This is a genomic window from Glycomyces halotolerans (assembly GCF_054779575.1).
Window position 1 is genome coordinate 1 of sequence record NZ_BAAGXZ010000032.1, and the last position, 16,235, is coordinate 16,235.

General features: G+C 71.5%; 21 protein-coding genes. 1 reads left to right on the forward strand and 20 read right to left on the reverse strand.

Annotated features, from left to right (window positions below; genetic code table 11):
- Nucleotides 1-710: 710 nt before the first annotated feature.
- Entirely contained in the window at nucleotides 711-1,274 is a 564-nt protein-coding gene (locus ACYVL2_RS18880; RefSeq protein ID WP_460546229.1) for a dihydrofolate reductase family protein, read from the forward strand.
- Between the two features lie 258 nt (nucleotides 1,275-1,532).
- On the opposite strand, the gene ACYVL2_RS18885 is transcribed toward ACYVL2_RS18880, so the two are convergent.
- From ACYVL2_RS18885 to ACYVL2_RS18980, 20 genes are all read right to left on the reverse strand, one after another.
- A complete protein-coding gene (locus ACYVL2_RS18885) occupies nucleotides 1,533-2,105 on the reverse strand; it encodes a hypothetical protein (protein ID WP_460546231.1) in 573 nt (190 codons plus the stop codon).
- On the reverse strand, nucleotides 2,093-3,016 hold the full coding sequence (locus tag ACYVL2_RS18890) for an alpha/beta hydrolase (RefSeq protein WP_460546233.1): 924 nt from the start codon (nucleotides 3,014-3,016) through the stop codon (nucleotides 2,093-2,095). The genes ACYVL2_RS18885 and ACYVL2_RS18890 overlap by 13 nt, the downstream gene beginning before the upstream one ends.
- Nucleotides 3,017-3,043: 27 nt before the next feature.
- Nucleotides 3,044-3,739 carry a 2-hydroxychromene-2-carboxylate isomerase gene (locus tag ACYVL2_RS18895; RefSeq protein WP_460546235.1) on the reverse strand — a complete coding sequence of 232 codons (696 nt, stop codon included), beginning with the start codon at nucleotides 3,737-3,739 and terminating at the stop codon, nucleotides 3,044-3,046.
- A 15-nt stretch (nucleotides 3,740-3,754) separates the two neighbouring features.
- Nucleotides 3,755-4,468, reverse strand: a complete 714-nt coding sequence (gene fabG, locus ACYVL2_RS18900; RefSeq protein WP_460546237.1) for a Rossmann-fold NAD(P)-binding domain-containing protein — start codon at nucleotides 4,466-4,468, stop codon at nucleotides 3,755-3,757.
- Entirely contained in the window at nucleotides 4,465-4,941 is a 477-nt protein-coding gene (locus ACYVL2_RS18905) for a 3-hydroxyacyl-ACP dehydratase FabZ family protein (RefSeq protein WP_460546239.1), read from the reverse strand. The genes fabG and ACYVL2_RS18905 overlap by 4 nt, the downstream gene beginning before the upstream one ends.
- Nucleotides 4,942-5,316, reverse strand: coding sequence for a 3-hydroxyacyl-ACP dehydratase FabZ family protein (locus tag ACYVL2_RS18910; protein ID WP_460546241.1), 375 nt, complete (start codon nucleotides 5,314-5,316; stop codon nucleotides 4,942-4,944).
- On the reverse strand, nucleotides 5,313-5,561 hold the full coding sequence (locus ACYVL2_RS18915) for an acyl carrier protein (RefSeq protein WP_460546243.1): 249 nt from the start codon (nucleotides 5,559-5,561) through the stop codon (nucleotides 5,313-5,315). Before ACYVL2_RS18915 ends, ACYVL2_RS18910 begins: the two co-directional genes overlap by 4 nt.
- A 24-nt stretch (nucleotides 5,562-5,585) precedes the next feature.
- The gene (locus ACYVL2_RS18920; RefSeq protein ID WP_460546245.1) at nucleotides 5,586-6,683 is read right to left on the reverse strand and encodes a beta-ketoacyl-[acyl-carrier-protein] synthase family protein; all 1,098 of its coding nucleotides are present in this window, start codon (nucleotides 6,681-6,683) and stop codon (nucleotides 5,586-5,588) included.
- A 92-nt stretch (nucleotides 6,684-6,775) separates the two neighbouring features.
- Nucleotides 6,776-7,189 (reverse strand): hypothetical protein, encoded by a 414-nt coding sequence (locus ACYVL2_RS18925; RefSeq protein ID WP_460546247.1) that lies wholly within the window; start codon nucleotides 7,187-7,189, stop codon nucleotides 6,776-6,778.
- Nucleotides 7,190-7,591 carry a hypothetical protein gene (locus ACYVL2_RS18930; RefSeq protein ID WP_460546249.1) on the reverse strand — a complete coding sequence of 134 codons (402 nt, stop codon included), beginning with the start codon at nucleotides 7,589-7,591 and terminating at the stop codon, nucleotides 7,190-7,192. It lies immediately after the preceding gene.
- Nucleotides 7,591-7,917, reverse strand: coding sequence for a hypothetical protein (locus ACYVL2_RS18935; protein ID WP_460546250.1), 327 nt, complete (start codon nucleotides 7,915-7,917; stop codon nucleotides 7,591-7,593). Before ACYVL2_RS18935 ends, ACYVL2_RS18930 begins: the two co-directional genes overlap by 1 nt.
- The gene (locus ACYVL2_RS18940; protein ID WP_460546253.1) at nucleotides 7,914-8,711 is read right to left on the reverse strand and encodes an SDR family oxidoreductase; all 798 of its coding nucleotides are present in this window, start codon (nucleotides 8,709-8,711) and stop codon (nucleotides 7,914-7,916) included. Before ACYVL2_RS18940 ends, ACYVL2_RS18935 begins: the two co-directional genes overlap by 4 nt.
- Nucleotide 8,712: 1 nt before the next feature.
- A complete protein-coding gene (locus tag ACYVL2_RS18945; protein ID WP_460546255.1) occupies nucleotides 8,713-9,624 on the reverse strand; it encodes a beta-ketoacyl synthase N-terminal-like domain-containing protein in 912 nt (303 codons plus the stop codon).
- Nucleotides 9,621-10,769: a beta-ketoacyl-[acyl-carrier-protein] synthase family protein gene (locus ACYVL2_RS18950; protein ID WP_460546257.1), complete on the reverse strand. Its 1,149-nt coding sequence runs from the start codon at nucleotides 10,767-10,769 to the stop codon at nucleotides 9,621-9,623. The genes ACYVL2_RS18945 and ACYVL2_RS18950 overlap by 4 nt, the downstream gene beginning before the upstream one ends.
- Nucleotides 10,766-11,722, reverse strand: coding sequence for a thioesterase family protein (locus ACYVL2_RS18955; protein ID WP_460546259.1), 957 nt, complete (start codon nucleotides 11,720-11,722; stop codon nucleotides 10,766-10,768). The genes ACYVL2_RS18950 and ACYVL2_RS18955 overlap by 4 nt, the downstream gene beginning before the upstream one ends.
- Nucleotides 11,719-12,573 (reverse strand): alpha/beta fold hydrolase, encoded by an 855-nt coding sequence (locus ACYVL2_RS18960; RefSeq protein ID WP_460546261.1) that lies wholly within the window; start codon nucleotides 12,571-12,573, stop codon nucleotides 11,719-11,721. Before ACYVL2_RS18960 ends, ACYVL2_RS18955 begins: the two co-directional genes overlap by 4 nt.
- On the reverse strand, nucleotides 12,570-13,433 hold the full coding sequence (locus ACYVL2_RS18965; protein WP_460546263.1) for a beta-ketoacyl synthase N-terminal-like domain-containing protein: 864 nt from the start codon (nucleotides 13,431-13,433) through the stop codon (nucleotides 12,570-12,572). Before ACYVL2_RS18965 ends, ACYVL2_RS18960 begins: the two co-directional genes overlap by 4 nt.
- Nucleotides 13,420-14,556 carry a beta-ketoacyl-[acyl-carrier-protein] synthase family protein gene (locus ACYVL2_RS18970; protein ID WP_460546265.1) on the reverse strand — a complete coding sequence of 379 codons (1,137 nt, stop codon included), beginning with the start codon at nucleotides 14,554-14,556 and terminating at the stop codon, nucleotides 13,420-13,422. The genes ACYVL2_RS18965 and ACYVL2_RS18970 overlap by 14 nt, the downstream gene beginning before the upstream one ends.
- Nucleotides 14,553-15,809 (reverse strand): beta-ketoacyl-[acyl-carrier-protein] synthase family protein, encoded by a 1,257-nt coding sequence (locus ACYVL2_RS18975; RefSeq protein WP_460546267.1) that lies wholly within the window; start codon nucleotides 15,807-15,809, stop codon nucleotides 14,553-14,555. The genes ACYVL2_RS18970 and ACYVL2_RS18975 overlap by 4 nt, the downstream gene beginning before the upstream one ends.
- A gap of 14 nt (nucleotides 15,810-15,823) precedes the next feature.
- Complete coding sequence (locus tag ACYVL2_RS18980) at nucleotides 15,824-16,078, reverse strand: acyl carrier protein (RefSeq protein WP_460546269.1); 255 nt, start codon at nucleotides 16,076-16,078, stop codon at nucleotides 15,824-15,826.
- Nucleotides 16,079-16,235: the final 157 nt, after the last annotated feature.

Consider the following 16,235-nt stretch of genomic DNA (forward strand, 5'->3'; position numbering starts at 1 on the left):
CGCCCGTCGCAGGCAGCATCCTGCGGCGGGGGACGCGACACGACATCGCAGCCCGAGATCCCAAGCGGGTCCGGGCCCTCCGCCATGCCCACACCCCAAAAAAAGACACACGCACCCGGCCACGAACACACCACCCCGGCCACCCCCGCTACCTCTCTATCGCCGCCAAAAGACCGCAACCATGCGCCACCCGAAAGACGACAACCGACCCCGCCCCACCTCCCACCTCGTCATCGCCGCCAAACCACCCGCGCCATCCACCAACCCGCAGCCCGAAGACACGACCCCGACCGCCTTCCTACCCCGTTCGTCGCCGCCAATGAATCCGCGCCATCCACCAGCCTGCAGGCCGAAGGCAGGACCACGCCCGACCTCCTACCCCGTTGTCGCTGAGAAAGGACCATGACCGCCCCACCGCCTGGAAGCCGAGACCGACGCCTCAGGTCCTCCGGCCTCGTCGTCGCCGCCAAACCACCGCGACCATCGGCACTCCCGCAGGCCGAATACGAAATGTCGGGACGCGAGTCCGAAGGGCCGTATTTCGGCGGGTTGACCACCGAGTTGCCCGTTGACTCGCCCAGTACCGTCAACCTGAAAACTGGGGTCCATATCAGACCTGCCGGAGATCCGATCGGAATCCGCAAGCCATGTTGAGCCCTGCGGCGCCAGGCGGCTGTACTGTCGAACCCTGTTACCGAGGGGGACTTTTGATGCGCAGCGTGACCTACTCGATGGCCGTGTCGCTGGACGGCTACATCGTCGGGCCGGACGGCTCCTTCGACTGGACGGCACCCGACAAGGAGGTCTTTGACCTAGCCACCGATGAGGTACGCAAGGCCGACGTCCATCTGCTGGGACGACGACTGTACGAGACCATGCTGTACTGGGAGACCGCCGACCAGAACCCGTCGCTTGACTACTCGACGCTCGAATTCGCGGCAATCTGGAAGGCGCTCCCGAAGGTGGTTTTCTCCACCACGCTGTCGGCGGTGCAGGGAAACGCCCGCCTGGCGTCCGGCGGTCTGGCAGAGGAGATCGAGCGATTGCGAGCCGAACCGGTGGAGGGCGACATCGCGATCGGCGGTGCGACTCTCGCCGCCGAGGCAGCCGCGTTGGGTCTGATCGACGAGTACCGGGCCCGGATCTACCCGGTGCTGCTCGGCGGCGGCATTCCGTTCTTTCCCCAGCGCGAGCGCCGAGTGGATCTCGAACTGGTCGAATCCCGCACCTTCAACTCAAGCGTCGTCTACCTCCGCTACCGCGTGGCGCGCTAGCCGTGCCCGGCCGTGGTTGAGAACCATGGTTTCCAGTCGAGGATGATCGCGACCTGGACGGTGGCCTCGTATCGGACTACCGGGCCTGTCGGGCTCCGGCTGCGGCCCGGTGGGCGCGGACGGTCGTGGAGTCGACGCTGAAGGCCGACCATCAGTGCCCAGATACCGGTCTGCTGCCAGGTGGCGAATAGGCGGACCCCGACGGTTCGAACCGATGCAGTCCAATGCCGACGAGCGGCCGGCAGCGCGACCGACCGCTCAAACCGAAGCAGATCCGCCGCTCGCTTCGGCCAGGGACTTGAAGGTCAAGAGCTGCTTGCGCATCATCGCCAGGTCGCCCCAGGCCAGCGCGCGCCGCCGGGCCGTCTCGGCCGGACTCCGCGCGGCACCGTCGCCGACCAGCAGTGTCGCCAGGAGCCGGGTGCGGTCGGCGGTGATCGGCTCGGTCTCGTATGCGACCACGAACGGCCCGAACAGCCGCAACGCCCGCGGGGAGGTCAGCTTGAGCACGATGTGGCGGCCGGGCCGGAAGTCGACCAGCGTGAAGATGGTCATGAACTCCTGCCCGAGCTCGAGGTCTGCTGCGCCAGGAGTGAGGCGCCGCGGGCTGCGGCGGCCCCGGTTGTCGAGCAGATCGTAGCTGTAGGGCGCGACCTTCATCTGGCACAGCCAGCGGTAGACGGTCGCGGCCGGGGCTTCGACGGTGACCGCGCGGAACCACCGCTCAGCCGGGTCGGACGCGAACGGCGCCCCCGGGCACGGGCGGCGCTCGTCCTCGGGTCCGGTGCCCCAGTGTCGGGGCGGCCCGGCCTTGGCGCTCACGAGTTCCACGCCCGCTTGAGGAAGTCAAGCACCAGGTTCGGGTAGTCCTCGGGGTGCTTCTTGATCCCCTGCAGATGCCCGGTGCCGGGGAAGGTGTGTGACTCGGCCGCCGGCAGCGGATCGGCCACCGCGGCCACGCCGTCGGGCCGCACGATCGGGTCGTCCTCGCCGGCCATCAACAGCATCGGCACGGTGCGGTACCGGCCCTCCGGGCGGGGCGGCCATTCGGCGTTCAGCGTCGCTATCGCCTTGCGGGCGAAGGACCCCACAGCGGCCTTCCGCGACGGCGCGACCCGGTAGAAGCCGGGGAGCGGCAGTGCTCCCGAGTCCATGAACCGCTCGAAGACGTCTTCGAGGTCGGCGACGGGCCCGCTGTCGCACACGACCGCGTCCACATCGCACTCCCGCAGCACATAGGTGGCCGGGAAGCACGAGAACGAGAACCCGTAGACGGCGATCTTCGCTTCCCGGTGCTCGGGCTTTGAGCGGAGGTGCTCGACGAGGGTCACGATGTCCTCGGTGAAGCGGTCGGCGAGGTCCGTACCGGCCGGGTCGGCGCTGCTGAGGCCGTGGTTGCGGTGGTCGAACAGCAGCACGGTGTAGCCGGCGTCGCTGAGGAACTTGGCGTGCGCCAGCGAGGCCGACTTGCTCAGCCCGATGCCGTGTCCGACTACGACCACGCGGTCGGCCTCGCCCTCGATGAGCCAGGTGTGCAGCGTCCCCCGACCGGAGCGGAAGGGGACCTCGCCGGTCTCGGCGGTCAGACCGAAGTCCTCGGGTCCCTTGTGGTGGCGCCTGCGCGGCGGCCGGAAGATCCGCCGCGCCATCGCCGAGCCCAGCGGGGCCGCGGTGGGGTAGGCCAGCGTCGAGAGGACACCTGCGAGTGGGCCGCCGGGGCGACCGGCCGGTCGTGCTGCCATGGGTTGTCCGTCCTTTGCTTCGAATCGTTATCCGCAGCCGCCGGCGTGGCCGTCGTCTACTTCGGCGCCCGCGACCGCCCGGGCCTCGGCCGGGATGTCGGGGACCGGCACCGCCCGGGCGAAGGCGTCGAGTCGGTCAACGCCCCAGTATCGGTCGAAACCGCTCACGAAGAAGGGTACGCCGAACACCGAGTCCTGTCGGGCCCTCGCCAGCGCCTCCGCGCCGCGCTCGCGCAGGACCGGGTCGTCGGACGCCGCTGCGGCCGCCTCCGGGTCGGCGCCGACCGCTTCGGCGAGGTCGGCGACGACGCCGCGGTCGCAGATGTCGCGGCCCTGCTGCCAGCGGGCGCGGTAGGCGGCGGCGACGTAGGCGCGCCCGGCGCCGGCGGTCTCGGCGACGTAGTAGGCCAGGTGCGGGATCTCCCACCGCGGTTCCCGGTCGACCGGCCAGGCGATCTCGAGGCCGCGGTCGGCGGCGAGCCGGCGGGCGTCGCGCAGGATGTAGTGGTGCTTCTCCTTCGACATGGGGGTGTACAGGAACTCGGTGCCGCCTTCGGCCAGGGCCGCGGCGGTCTTCTCGTCAGGCTCCCAGTAGGGGATCCACTCGAGCCGGTCGGCGAGGGCGGCGTGGCCGGTGACCAGGTCGTGGTGGGCCAGCCAGGAGTAGGGGCTGCGGAGCGAGAAGTAGAACTTCGGGGTCTTGGTCCTGCGCTTGGAGGTCATGTGGTGCGCTCCCGGTCAGATGATGATGCCGCCGTCGACGGTGACGACGCCGCCGGTCATGTACGAGGCCCGGTCGGAGGCGATGAAGGCGACCAGGTGCGCGACCTCGTCGGCGGTGCCCATGCGCCCCAGGGGGATGTGCTCGACGGCCTTGGTCTTGACCGCTTCGGACAGTCCACCGGTCATGTCGGTCTCGATGAAGCCGGGCGCGACGACGTTGACGCGGATGCCGAAGCGGCCCAGTTCCTTGGACATGGCCTTGCTCAGGCCGATGATGCCGGCCTTGGAGGCGGAGTAGTTGCTCTGGGTCGCGTTGCCGTGGATGCCGGCGACCGATGAGAGGTTGACGATCGAGCCGCGCTTGCGCTTCATCATGGAGAAGGCGACCGAGCGGCACATGTGGTAGGTGCCGTCGAGGTTGGTGCGCAGCACGTCGTTCCAGTCGTCGGGCCCCATGGTCAGCAGCGGGGCGTCGCGGACGACGCCCGCGGAGTTGACCAGGACGTCGATCGCGCCGAGCTCGGTCTCGACGGCTTCGACCAGCGATCGGCAGGCGTCGAGGTCGGCGACGTCGGCGGTGAAGTGGTGCAGGCCCTCGTCGGTCTCGACGTCCTTGCCGCGGGAGCAGACGGCGACGGCGAACCCGTCGGCGTGCATTCTCCGGGCGGCGGCCAGTCCGATGCCGCGGGTGCCGCCGGTGACCAGGGCGACCGGTCGGTCGTCGTTCATCCTTGCTCTCCTTCGCTGTCGGTTCGCCCGGTCAGTTCCTCGGCCGGGCGCATGGCCATGACGATCCGGTCGACGCTGAGGACGCAACGCCCGTCGACCGTGGTGTCTCCGCCGCACAGGACGGTGTCGCCCAGGTCGCGGAGGAGTTCGACCCGGTGGGTGAGCACGTCGCCGGGCACGGCGTCGCCGCGTACTTCGACGCCGCTCATGCCGCCGAAGAGCATGACCTTCCCGTCGAGGACCGACGGGTCGGGCTCGTCGCGGGCCACCAGGACGCCCGCGGCCTGGCACCAGGACTCGATGAGCAGCACGGTCGGGTAGGCGGTCGCCTCGCCGCCGGCGTACCAGGGCTCGTTGCCGGTGACGGCCTTGAGCGCGGTGAGGCCGCGGCCGGGCTCGGCCTCGGTAACCCGGTCGACCAGCAGCATGGGGTAGCGGTGCGGCAGGACCGCGCCGATGTCCTTGAAGTCCATTCAGGTCTCCTTTCCGAAGACCAGGCGGGCCTGGACGGCGGTGCCGTGCTCGCCGGTGACGGTCGCGCGGCAGTTCCAGCGGGGCCCGTCGACGTCCCAGTCGAGTTCCACGGTCAGCTTCTCGCCGGGGAAGACCGGCGACTTGAAGCGTGTGGAGGCGATCGAGCGGAGCCGCAGGGCCCCGTCGTGTTCGAGGGCGGTCTGCAGGATGCAGTCCACCAGGCACACGCCCGGGAAGATCGGGAAGCCCGGGTAGTGGCCGCGCAGCAGCGGCTCGTCGGGGTCGACGCTGTATTCGGCGATGACCCGGTCGCCTTCGACGGCGGTGATGAGCGGCCGCTTCGCCAGCGGCGAGGCGTGCGCGGCGATCGTCACCGCGACGCGACCTTGTCGAGCAGGAGGGCGTGCGCCTTGTCGAGGCTGGTGACCTCTTTGAGCTCGCTCTCGGCGAGCTTCACCGAGTACTTGCGTTCGAGGACGACCATGACCTCCAGGGCCATGAGGGAGTCGACCTCCAGGTCGTTGACGAAGTGGGCGGAGTCGGTGACCTCCTCGACGTCCACGTCGAGGACGTCGGCCACCAGGTGGCGGAGTTCTTCGCGGTCGATGGTGCCTTCCATGGCTGTCTCCTCAGGGTTGTCGGGTCATTGCACGGTGGGTCGGATGCGGAGCAGGGCCGAGGCCACGGTCCCGTCGCGGTCGACGGCGTTGACCAGGGCCAGGCGTGCCCGATCCGACGGTTCGGCTTCGGCGCGGGCGAGCACGGCGGCGACCTGGAACGCCGCCGAGGCCGCGCCGGTGTCGCCGATGTGGTCGCCGATGTACAGGTGCGAGGCCGAGGTGTGGGCGAACAGTGACGCCACGGCCTCCTCTTCGGCCTTGGCGTAGTCGCCGGGCGCTTCGGACCAGGCGATGAGCCAGAGCCGCTCCCGGTCGTCGCCCGGCACGGTCTGCTCCATGCAGCGGCCCAGCGCCTCGACCGCGTGGTGGGCGTCGTAGGACACCGCGGTGTTGACCGCGAGCACGTCGGCCAGCGCTCTGCGGCCGGCCCGCGCGGCCGTCCCCTCCGGTTCGAGCAGGAACAGCCCGCAGCCCTCGCCGAGCGGGGCGGTGTCGAGCGTGCGGTTCTGGTGCCAGGTCAGCCACGCCCGAGTGGCCGACATCTCCTCGGCCGCGCCGCAGATGACCTGCCCGACCCGGCCCGAGCGCTGCAGCCGGGCGGCGTAAGCCAGTGTGGACAGCGCCGAGGTGCGTCCGGAGGCGATGGTCGTGTTGGGTCCGCGCAGCCGGTGCCAGATGGCACTCTGCCCGGCCGCGCAGTTCATGACGGTGTTGGGGAACTTGGTCGGGTCGACGAAGTAGGGCCGCTTCTGGGTGAGCGACTCGCGGGTGAAGTCGAGCATGCTGTGGGCGCTGCCGGTGGTCGTGCCGAGTACCAGGCCGGTCTGCTCGGCGATCTCGGGGAGGCGCTCGCCGTCGCGGTCTGACAGGAGCCGCCCGACGGTGGCGACCGTCAGCGCGGTGACCCGGTCCATCGACCGCGTGCCCTTCCTGCCGAGCGCTTCGCGCGCGTCGAAGTCGGGGACCTCGGCGATCTGGAGCGCCGGGTGGGCGGGGTCGGTGGTGGAGGCGACGGCGACCGCCCCGGCGGCCAGCCCCCGGCTGAAGGCCTCGTTGCCCAGTCCGAAGGGGGATGCGGTGGCCCAGGCGGTGATCACCGCGCGGGCGTCGGTTCTGGTCATGGGAGTCTTCCTGCTGCCTTCCTGGAGCCGAGCTGCTTGCGGTGCCATGTGTCTTCTTTCTTCTTCCCCCCGCACCGAACCGAGCCGCGCCACTAGAGGAACCAGACGTGTCGGTATTCGGGCCAGCGGAGGGTCATCGCCGTCGGGGCGACCGGCCGGACGCCGGGGATGAGCGCCCGCTTCGAGAGGCGTTCACGCTCGTCGCCGTCGGCCCAGACGCCGACGTCCTCGCCGATCAGGGCGCGGATTGTCGAGCGCGGGTCCGGGAGGGTGTCGACGGTCATGTCGGCGAGGTGGACCTCCGGCGGGGCCGGTTGGTCGAGCGCGTAGGTGACCGCCAGGCCCGTGAGGTAGACGTCGAGTCCGCCCCTCGGCTCGGGGGCACCCAGGTCGCCGAGCTGCCGGTTGAGCTCCCGCACGAAGTACAGGGCGTCGACGAACTGCGCTTCGAGGCCGCCGCGGTAGGCCTTGTCGAGGATGATGAGCACGCGGCTCGGCTCGCCCATTCAGACCACTCCCATGACGACGGACCTGGCGGCGGCGTCGACGTGCTCGGTGAACTTGAACGGCGGGCGCAGCCGCACCTGGTCGATGTGGTCGACCGCGCCTCGCTCTTCGCTGCAGAAGCGGCACGAGTGCCAGGTGAGCTTGCCGCCGTAGGCTTCGAGCATCCGCCGTGCCAGGTGCGCGGCGCTCGGGTACACCCGTTCCCAGGCCAGGAGGTTGCGGGGCTTGGCGTCCCCGAGGCTCTTCTGAGTGAGCATGGTCGCGTAGCCGCAGGTCCACATGTCCACGGCCGCGCCGCGGCGCAGCGCGGCATCGGCCAGGCGCATCGCGGTGGTGGCCATGTCGCTGTCGTGCGGCGCGCCCATGAGCGCCACCAGCAGGTCCGATCGGTGCAGCGCCATCAGTGCCACACCACCGCGACGTCGCGGTCGAGCAGGTACCCGGCCAGCCAGTCCATGTCGGCCACGATGATGTCGGCGTGCGCGTCCTCGGGGCCGAGTCCTCTCTGGCGCAGCGAGAAGCCGTCGACGCGTACCTCGGCGCCGCTGTCGAGGCACTCCCGGAGCGCGGGCGAGTCGACGGCGGCGCCGACGCCGTTCTCGATCAGCAGGACCGACGCCTCGACGCCGTGGTCGCGGAGCGCGCGGGCCTGAGCGAAGCAGGCGGGTGCCTGGCCGCCGGGGCGGTAGTGGGTCTCGACCAGCAGGTGGGGGCGCGGTCCGGTCATGTCGTGAGCGCCTCTCCGCCGTCGATGCCGATGACGTTGCCGGTCATCCACGCCGAGTCGGTGCGCGCGAACAGGGCGACGAACTCGGCGACGTCCTCGGGGGTGGTGAGGCGGCCGTGCGGGTTGCCGCCGCGGGCCTTGGCGATGAGTTCGCGGTGCTCGGGTATCCGTTCGAGCGAGGGGGTGACGGTCACGCCGGCGCGCAGCAGGTTGACGGCGACACCGTAGGGGGCGAGCTCGACCGCGAGCTGCCGGCCGTGGGCGGCCAGGGCGCTCTTGGCGGCCGACACGGCGCCGTAGGAGGCGGTCACGCGCTGGTCGCCGGCGCTGGTCATGGCGAAGACCTTCGCGCCCTCGCGCAGGAGCCCGGCGGCGTGGAGGTCCTGCGCCCAGTACACGAGGCTGTTGGCCATGACGTCGAGGGTCATGGCGACCTGGCGGGAGGTGACGGCCTCGCCGTCGGGGTCGATGTAGGGCAGGAGCGCGCCGAACGCCAGGGAGTGCAGGACGATCCGCAGGCCGGTCGCGTCGGCGAGGTCTTTGACGTTCGCGACGGTCTCGGCTCGGGCTTTGGCGTTGGCGGCGTTGACGTTGAAGAAGCGGACCTCGACGCCCGAGTCGCCGATCTCGGTGATGAGGGCGTCGATCCTGTCCTGTTCGGCGGCCGTGTCGAAGTGGACGCCGGCGATGTTGACCCCCTGTGCGGCCAGGTGCCGGGCGCAGGCGGCGCCCATGCCGCTGGAGGCGCCGAGGATGAGCGCCCACTGTCCTTTGAGTTCTCGCAGTTCCGGCATGTCAGTCACCGTTCCGTTCGATGTGGGCCAGCGCCGCGTTGCCGCTTGCGGCGACGACGAGGACGGCGGAGGACCGGGGTCCGGCCTCCAGGGCGTCGGCGACGGCCGCGGTCGCCTGGAGGCTTCCGGGGACGGCCGCGACGATGTCGGCGTCGAGGGCCTTCTGGAAGGCCGCGCCGGGGAGGGAGTCGTCGGCGATGAGTGTCAGCGGGGTGCCGGGGTCGAGGCCGGTGCGTTCGGCGGCCCGCTCGAACCAGGCGCGTGCGCGGTCGACCTCCTCGCCCGCGGCGGCGGGGGTGAGGAAGCCGGCGTCGACCGACACCGTCCCGTAGCCGTCGGCTTCGGCTTGGTCGGCGACCAGGACGACCGCTCCGTCGTCGCCGCGCCGCCGCGGCGTCCCGGAGGCGGGGTGCTCGGTGGCGCCGGCCAGCAGGTGGCGGGCGCGGCCGTCGCGCAGTGCGTTGCCGCCGACCAGGAGCGATTCGAGTCCGGCGGTGCCGGTGCTGGTGATCGGGAGGTTGAAGCCCTTGAGGCCGTGCTCGGTGGCGAGCCTGGAGGGGATGAGGTTGACCGAGAAGTAGGCGGCGGTGGCGGGGCTGAGGGCGTCGGCCCCGTCGGCCCGGATGGCCGTGTCCATCTCGGTGTGGAGGGCGGTGGCGCCGTGGCTGGTGCCGATGACGACGCCAACGTCCTCACCGGCGGGTCCGGAGCCCGCCGGTCCCGTGACCGCCAGCCCCGCATCCGCCATGGCCTCCCGTCCGGCTACCAGGAGGTACTGGGCGGCGCGCGGGAGGTACTTGTAGCCGCGTCGGCCGAGCCTGGTCCGGTGGTCGAACCATGCGCCGTCGACGTCGCCGGGCGGCGGCAGGACCCGGCCGATGCCGGTGACGGTGAGCCGGTGCGGCGCGTTCATCGGGGGCCTCCTATGAGCAGTGAGACGTTGTTGCCGCCGAAGGCGTAGGCGTTGACCATGACCTGGCCATCGCCCAAGGGGGCCTGGGCTTCGGGCAGGCGGATGTCGCAGTCGGGGTCGATCGGGCCGACCTCGACGTTGGCGGGCACGGCGCCGTGCCGCCTCATGAGGACGGCGGCAGCGACCGCCAACGCCCCGGCCGCTCCCCCGGTGTGCCCCAGCAGCGCTTTGAGGCTGTAGGCGGGCGGCCGGTCGGTGAGGACCTCGGCGAGGACGCGGCCCTCGATCTGGTCGTTGAGTTCGGTGCCGGTGCCGTGCGGTACGACGGCGGCGACGTCGGCCGGTTCGGCGCCGGCCCGTTCGAGCGCTTCGGTGACGGCGCGGCGGATCTGGGCGCCGTCCGGTTCGGGCGCGGTGGCGTGGTAGGCGTCGCAGCTCCACCCGGCGCCGTTGACCGACGCCCACGGGCGCGCACCGCGGTCTCGGGCGTGGTCGGCGGATTCGAGGACGAGCATGGCGGCGCCTTCGCCGAAGACGGTGCCGGCGCGCGCGGCGCTGAAGGGCCGGCACCGTTCGGGGTCGACCGCTCCGAGGCGGTTGAAGCAGCCGAGGGCGACACGCGAATAGGCTTCGGCGCCTCCGGCGATCGCGACCTCGACCTGGCCGGAGCGGATCATGTCGGCGGCGACCGAGATCGCGAATCCGCCCGCGGCGCAGGCGTTGCTGATGCTGAGGTTGGGGCCGTGGGCGCCGAGGGCGTCGGCGATCTCGGCGGCGGTGGCGAAGACGGCGTCGTCGTTCGACGGGGGCCTGCCGTGCGAACGGGCCCGGTCGAGGACGGTGGACTGGCCCATGCCGGTGCCGAGGACGACCGCGGCCGGTTCCTCGGGGCGCATCGTCAGACCGGCGTGCGCGAGCGCTTCCTCGGCGGCCAGGACGCCGAGCCGCGCGGCCGAAGGCGCGGTGCCGCCGCCGATCCGGTCGGGAACGAGGTACATGTTCGGGTGCGCCATGCGCGCGTCGGCGTCAGGGACCGGGCGGGGGGCGCTGCGGCCGGCGAGCATGCCCTCCCACATGGCGTCGATGCCGTCGCCGAGGCAGCTGACGGCGCCGACGCCGGTGACGACGGGGACCGGCGCGGTCATGCCGCCAGCCCGCCGGTGAGGGCCCGCATGACGCGGTCGTCGAAGTCGACCAGGCTCCAGTCGCGGCGGCTGTCGATGACGGCGTAGCCGTGGATGATCGAGCCGGTGGCGACCGGGACGACCGCCCCATCGCGGACGACGAAGCAGTCCATGCGGGAGGTGTAGGTCGCGGTCTTGAAGACGTCCTCGACGGTGTAGACGGTGTAGAGCTCCTCTTCCATGAGCGCCTCGTTGAGCAGGCGCACCCGCGAGTGCGGGACGACCGGGATCCAGGAGCGGTCGTCGAGGAGGGTCTTGATGGAGATGCCGCGGTCGGCCAGGAACAGGTCGACGACCTCCTCCATCTGCCGCAGGTAGCCCGACATCTGGACGCGCTCGGTGAAGTGGCAGTACATGTAGGGGATGCGCCATTTCCAGGCGAAGGCGTTGCGGCCGGCCACGGCCTGCGCGGCGATGTCGCCGGCGGCCGGGTCGATCGGAGGCAGGTCCAGTTCGGTCTGAGCGGTCAGCGCGCCGACGGTGTAGGGCTCGAGCGCTTCGGCCGGTTCGGCGTCCTCGGTGCCGGTGTCGCGGCGCAGTCGAACGGCGACTTTGGAGGTGACGGCCTTGGCGCGGCGGCCGTCGCGGTCGACGGTCAGTTTCACGGTGAACCGCAGCTCGCCGTCGGCCTCCTCGCGGGCGATGACGCTGGCCCGCACCTCGTCGTCCATGTGAAGGGCGGTGAAGATCCGGGTGTCGAGGTCGACCAGGTCCAGGCCGAGCCCGTGGCGCTCGTAGAGGTCGCGGGCGGCCAGTCCGCTGCGGCGGAAGTGCTGGAGGACGGCTTCTTCGACGACGTAGTTGACGTGCTTGAAACCGATCCACGTGCAGATGTTGGAGCCCTCGTAGCGGACGGGGACGGTCGTCTCGGTGGTCTCGGTCAGCAGGCGGTCCAGGTGCTTCTTCAGGCTCATGGGGTCGCTCCTCGTGCGGCGGTGGTGGCGGTGCGGGCGGTTCCGTGGCCGCTCGCGTGGTGGTCGGTGCGGGCGGGTTCGGCGGCAAGGACTCGACGGGTTATGAACTCGTCGACGGTCTTGGCGAAGTGGGTGGCCGACTCCTGCATCGGGAAGTGCGCGCAGTCGTCGAAGACGTGCAGTTCGGCCTCCGGCAGCGCGGCGGCGAGCGCCTCGGCGTCGGAGGGGAACGCGGCCCGGTCGCCGCGCCCGGACAGGACCAGGCACGGCAGGTCCAGGCGTTCCAGCGGCAGGAACGGGGTGGCCATATAGGAGTGGAAGAACCGCATCCACGCGTACGGGCCGATGCGGTCGCGCACGTGGACGGCCATGCCGAGCGCGATCTCGGGGTCCACGGGCCGCCGGGACCTGGTGTGAATGCCCTCGGCGAGGATCTGGTGGAAGTTCTCCACGTAGTACTCCATGGCCTCCCAAGGGAAGTCGTCGCTGCCGCTGCGGTAGAACGGCGAGACGAGCACCAGTGCGCGCAGCCTCGCCGCCGCCGCGCTCCGGCGGCAGACCCAGTCCAGCACCAGGGAGGAGGCGAAGGAGTGGGCGACCAGGATCTGGGGCGGCTCGCCCATCGCCTCGGCGGTGCGGTCGAGCCAGACGACCGGGTCGGGCTCGAACTGCCAGTCGGCGACGCCCTCACCGCGCCAGGGCAGGTCGGCGGTCCACACCCGGCAGTCGGGGAACTCGTCGCGGACGGCCGACCACACGGCCGAGTCGGAGGCGAGTCCGTGCAGCATCAGCGCGTTGAGCGCCGCTCCGGGCCGCTCGGGCCCCGCTTGCAGGGTCACGGCCAGGCTCATCGGGCGCCTCCGTCCCGCTCGAGCGCCAGGCTCAGCACCGACTCGCCGTCGACGCCGCCGTCCAAGCGCGCGGCCTCGACCGCTCCGGCATGGATCGAACGGGCCGCCTCGACCGCGTCGAGGACCCCGAGCGCGCCGGAGGCGTCGCCGAATCCGCTCGAGATCGGCGCCGTCTCGCCGGGCAGGCCGGCCGCGGCACGCTCGGCCGAGGCCGCGCGCCGCCACCCGGCCAGTCGGGCCAGCGGCCGCGAGCCGTGGCGTCCGGCGCCGGCGCGGCGCTCCAGGACCACCGCGGCGGCCCCGTCGAAGCACGCGGACTCCGCGACGCCCAGCAGACGCGCCACGACCTCGTTCGCCGGTTCGACGCCGACGACCACGACGCGGTCGGCGCGGCCGGACCCGATCATGACCGCGCCGGCGCGGACCGCTTCGAGCCCCGAATCGGCGCCGCTGCAGAGCATCACGTTCGGTCCCTTGAGGCCGAAGCGGATCGCCACCGAGGAGGCGACGACGTTCGGCGAGGCGTTCGGCAGGTCCATCGGGCTGGCCCCGGCCACGGTCTGCTCGCGGATGACGGCCGCGGCACGGCAGACGGTGTCGAGGTTGCCGCGGTTGGAGCTGACCACGACGCCGCAGGACGCGTCGCCCGGGCCGCCGCTGGCGGTGCCGTCCTTCGTCCGCGAGATCGCCACGCCGGCCTCTTCCAAGGCGAGCAGCGCGGCGCTCATGCCCAGCCGGCTCGCCCGGTCCTTGTACCGCAGGCCCTTGGGGCCCAGCACGGTCTTCGGATCGAACTGCTCGCCGCCGGGGACCGAGACGGTCCGGGCCGCGCCGGTCACGACCACGTCATGCCACCACACTGCCGGCTCCCTCCACTACGGCCACGGCGTTGACGCCGCCGAACCCGAATGCGTTGATCTGCGCGAGCCGCCCCGCGACGGTCCCGGCCCGGCCGGTCGCCCAGTCGAAACCGGCGGCCTCCTCGATCGGACGCTCGAGCCCGAGCACGGGCGGGACCCGGCCCGACCGCAGGCACCACAGGGCCACCACGAGGCTGAGCAGTCCCGAGCTGCCGGAGGTGTGGCCGGTCATCGACTTGATCGCGGTCATCACCGCACCGGGCTCCGGCCCGAAGACGCTCCGCACCGCCAGCGCCTCGGTCCGGTCGTTGAGGACCGTCCCGGTGCCGTGCGCCATGAGCAGGTCGATGTCCGCGGGGCCGACCCCGGCGCGCTCGTGCGCCTCCCGGACGGCCGCGGCGATCCCGGACTCGTCGGGGGCGGTGACGTGCGCGGCGTCGCAGTTGACGCTCACCGAACGCACCGTCCCCAGCGCCGAGGCGCCGCTGCCGCGCTGGAGGACGACCGCGACCGCGCCGTCGCCCATGACGACGCCGCGACGATCGCGGTCGAAGGGCCGCACTTCTGCGGGCGGCTCGGGCTGGACCCGGTTGAGCAGCCCGAACATGCTCTCGGTGATCGCGTCGACGCCCGCGACGACGACGGTGTCGGCCTCGCCGAGGTCGAGCAGGTCCGTTCCCATCGCCAGCGCGTACAGCGAGGCCGAGCAGGCGTTGGTCACGGTGTGCACCTCGGCCGCGCCGAACCGCTCGCGCACCGCCCGACCGAAGTCCAGCGACGACTCCTCGATGCCGGCGCCGTCCAGCCACGCCAGTTCGGCGCCGCGCAGTTCCCGCAGGCCGGTGCCGATGACCACCGGCACGCCGGTCAGGTCCTCGCCGACCCCCGCTTCCTTGCATGCCTGGGCGACCGCGTCCAGGAGCCAGCGGGTGGCCCGGCCCGGGCGGTCCTCGCCGCCGATCCGGTCGTCGATCTCGTAGGCGCCCGGCATGGTGTACCGGTCGGCGTCGAACCCGCGCAGCAGCGCCCAGCCGGACCGGCCCTCGCACAGCGCCTCGGCGATCGCCTCGACGTTCGAGCCGACGCTGCACAGCGCGCCGGCTCCCTTGACCGCCCAGGTCATGCCACCGCCCCCGCCGTCTCGCATCTGCTGAGCACGACCACGGAGTTGTTGCCGCCGAACGCCAGGCCGTTGTTCTGCACCACCGACACCTCGGTCTCGAGCGCTTCGTTGGGGACGCAGTCGAGGTCGCATTCGGGGTCGGTGGCGCGGTGGTTGATCGTCGGGGGGATGAAGCCCTCGGAGATCGCCAGCGCGCAGCCGATGGCCGCGAGGGCGCTGGCCGCGCCCATGGTGTGGCCGATCATGGATTTCATGGAGATCGTGCGGGGCATGTGCTCGCCGTAGACCTGGCGGATGGCCCTGGCTTCGGTGACGTCGTTGGCCTTGGTGCCGGTGCCGTGGGCGGAGATGAAGTCGACCTGCTCGGTGGTGACCCCGGCGTCGGTGAGGGCCAGGTCGATGCATGCGGCGATGCTGTCCTCGTTGGGCGCGACGGGATGGTGGGCGTCGCAGTTGAGTCCGTATCCGAGGACCTCGCCGTAGATCGGGGCGCCGCGTTCGAGTGCCGATTCGAGGCTTTCCATGACCAGGACGCCGGCGCCTTCGCCGGTGAGGATGCCCTGGCGGTCCTCGTCGAAGGGGCTGCAGTAGCGCGGCGCGATGGTGCCGAGCCGGTAGAAGCCGGTGAAGGTCTTGCGGCACAGGGCGTCGGCGCCGCCGCAGAGGGCGAAGTCGGCTTCGCCGGAGCGGACGACGTCGTAGCCGTAGCCGATGGCGTAGTTGCCCGCCGCGCAGGCGGTGGGCAGGGTGATGGCCTCGACGTCGGTCAGCTCCATCTCGCGGGCGACCATGGAAGACAGCCGTCCGGCGGGGATGCGGGAGGCGACCCGGGGGTCCATGTGCTCGCTGCCGCGTTCGACGTCGACTTGCGCGAGGGCGTCGAGGTCGCGGGATTCGCCGTCGGTGGTGCCGATGGAGATGAGCACGCGCCGCTCGCGCAGCCGCGTCAGCGGCAGTGCGGCGTCGCGCAGGGCCAGGTGCGCGGCGGCGACGGCGAACTGGGTGGCGCGTCCGAGCCCGTCGGGGTCGAGGCGCTCGATCCATTCGCCGGGCTCGAAGTCGACGATCTCGCAGGCGTAGGAGTGCTCGTAGCCGCGGGTGTCGAACGAGGTGACCGGCCGGGATCCGTCGCGTCCGGCTTTGAGGCCGGCGAGGAACGCTTCGGCGCCGATGCCGATGCTGGAGACGGGGCCGAGTCCGGTGACCACGACGCGGCGGGCCGGCTCGGCGACGGGGGCGTGCGGGGTGCTCATCGCTGTGCGCCGCTTCAGTCGTTGCTCGGGGCTTCGGCGACCACCGCGTAGATGCCGTCGAGGTTGACCATGCGGGCCATCTGCGACTGCTCGATGGTGATGTTGAAGGTCTTCTCCAGGGAGGCGACGATCTCGATGGCCAGCAGGGAGTCGGCGTCGTGGTCTTCCTTGAAGAGGCTGGTGTCGGTGACCTCGTCGGCGTCCAGTTCCAGAATGTCGCATATGAGGAACTTGATCTTCTCTTTGACGGCGGCGTCCAGTTGCGGCATGGCTGTTCCCTTCATCGTGACTTTTCGACACACGTCAAGCTACGAGCGGAATCTCCCGCCAGACAAGGGAATGTCCACTTGATGCCAGCAATCGGCGGCGCCTGTGCGGCGATGAGGCGGCGCGTGACAGTTTCCTGTCACGCGCCGTCGCCGGGTC

Coding starts and splice junctions, on each gene's coding strand:
- ACYVL2_RS18960 (WP_460546261.1), bottom strand. CDS start 12,573: ATGAGCCTGGCCGTGACCCTGCAAGCGGGGCCCGAGCGGCCCGGAGCG.
- ACYVL2_RS18945 (WP_460546255.1), bottom strand. CDS start 9,624: ATGAACGCGCCGCACCGGCTCACCGTCACCGGCATCGGCCGGGTCCTG.
- ACYVL2_RS18895 (WP_460546235.1), bottom strand. CDS start 3,739: ATGACCTCCAAGCGCAGGACCAAGACCCCGAAGTTCTACTTCTCGCTC.
- ACYVL2_RS18880 (WP_460546229.1), top strand. CDS start 711: ATGCGCAGCGTGACCTACTCGATGGCCGTGTCGCTGGACGGCTACATC.
- ACYVL2_RS18975 (WP_460546267.1), bottom strand. CDS start 15,809: ATGAGCACCCCGCACGCCCCCGTCGCCGAGCCGGCCCGCCGCGTCGTG.
- fabG (WP_460546237.1), bottom strand. CDS start 4,468: ATGAACGACGACCGACCGGTCGCCCTGGTCACCGGCGGCACCCGCGGC.
- ACYVL2_RS18920 (WP_460546245.1), bottom strand. CDS start 6,683: ATGACCAGAACCGACGCCCGCGCGGTGATCACCGCCTGGGCCACCGCA.
- ACYVL2_RS18950 (WP_460546257.1), bottom strand. CDS start 10,769: ATGACCGCGCCGGTCCCCGTCGTCACCGGCGTCGGCGCCGTCAGCTGC.
- ACYVL2_RS18955 (WP_460546259.1), bottom strand. CDS start 11,722: ATGAGCCTGAAGAAGCACCTGGACCGCCTGCTGACCGAGACCACCGAG.
- ACYVL2_RS18925 (WP_460546247.1), bottom strand. CDS start 7,189: ATGGGCGAGCCGAGCCGCGTGCTCATCATCCTCGACAAGGCCTACCGC.
- ACYVL2_RS18905 (WP_460546239.1), bottom strand. CDS start 4,941: ATGGACTTCAAGGACATCGGCGCGGTCCTGCCGCACCGCTACCCCATG.
- ACYVL2_RS18940 (WP_460546253.1), bottom strand. CDS start 8,711: ATGCCGGAACTGCGAGAACTCAAAGGACAGTGGGCGCTCATCCTCGGC.
- ACYVL2_RS18930 (WP_460546249.1), bottom strand. CDS start 7,591: ATGGCGCTGCACCGATCGGACCTGCTGGTGGCGCTCATGGGCGCGCCG.
- ACYVL2_RS18935 (WP_460546250.1), bottom strand. CDS start 7,917: ATGACCGGACCGCGCCCCCACCTGCTGGTCGAGACCCACTACCGCCCC.
- ACYVL2_RS18915 (WP_460546243.1), bottom strand. CDS start 5,561: ATGGAAGGCACCATCGACCGCGAAGAACTCCGCCACCTGGTGGCCGAC.
- ACYVL2_RS18970 (WP_460546265.1), bottom strand. CDS start 14,556: ATGACCTGGGCGGTCAAGGGAGCCGGCGCGCTGTGCAGCGTCGGCTCG.
- ACYVL2_RS18980 (WP_460546269.1), bottom strand. CDS start 16,078: ATGCCGCAACTGGACGCCGCCGTCAAAGAGAAGATCAAGTTCCTCATA.
- ACYVL2_RS18890 (WP_460546233.1), bottom strand. CDS start 3,016: ATGGCAGCACGACCGGCCGGTCGCCCCGGCGGCCCACTCGCAGGTGTC.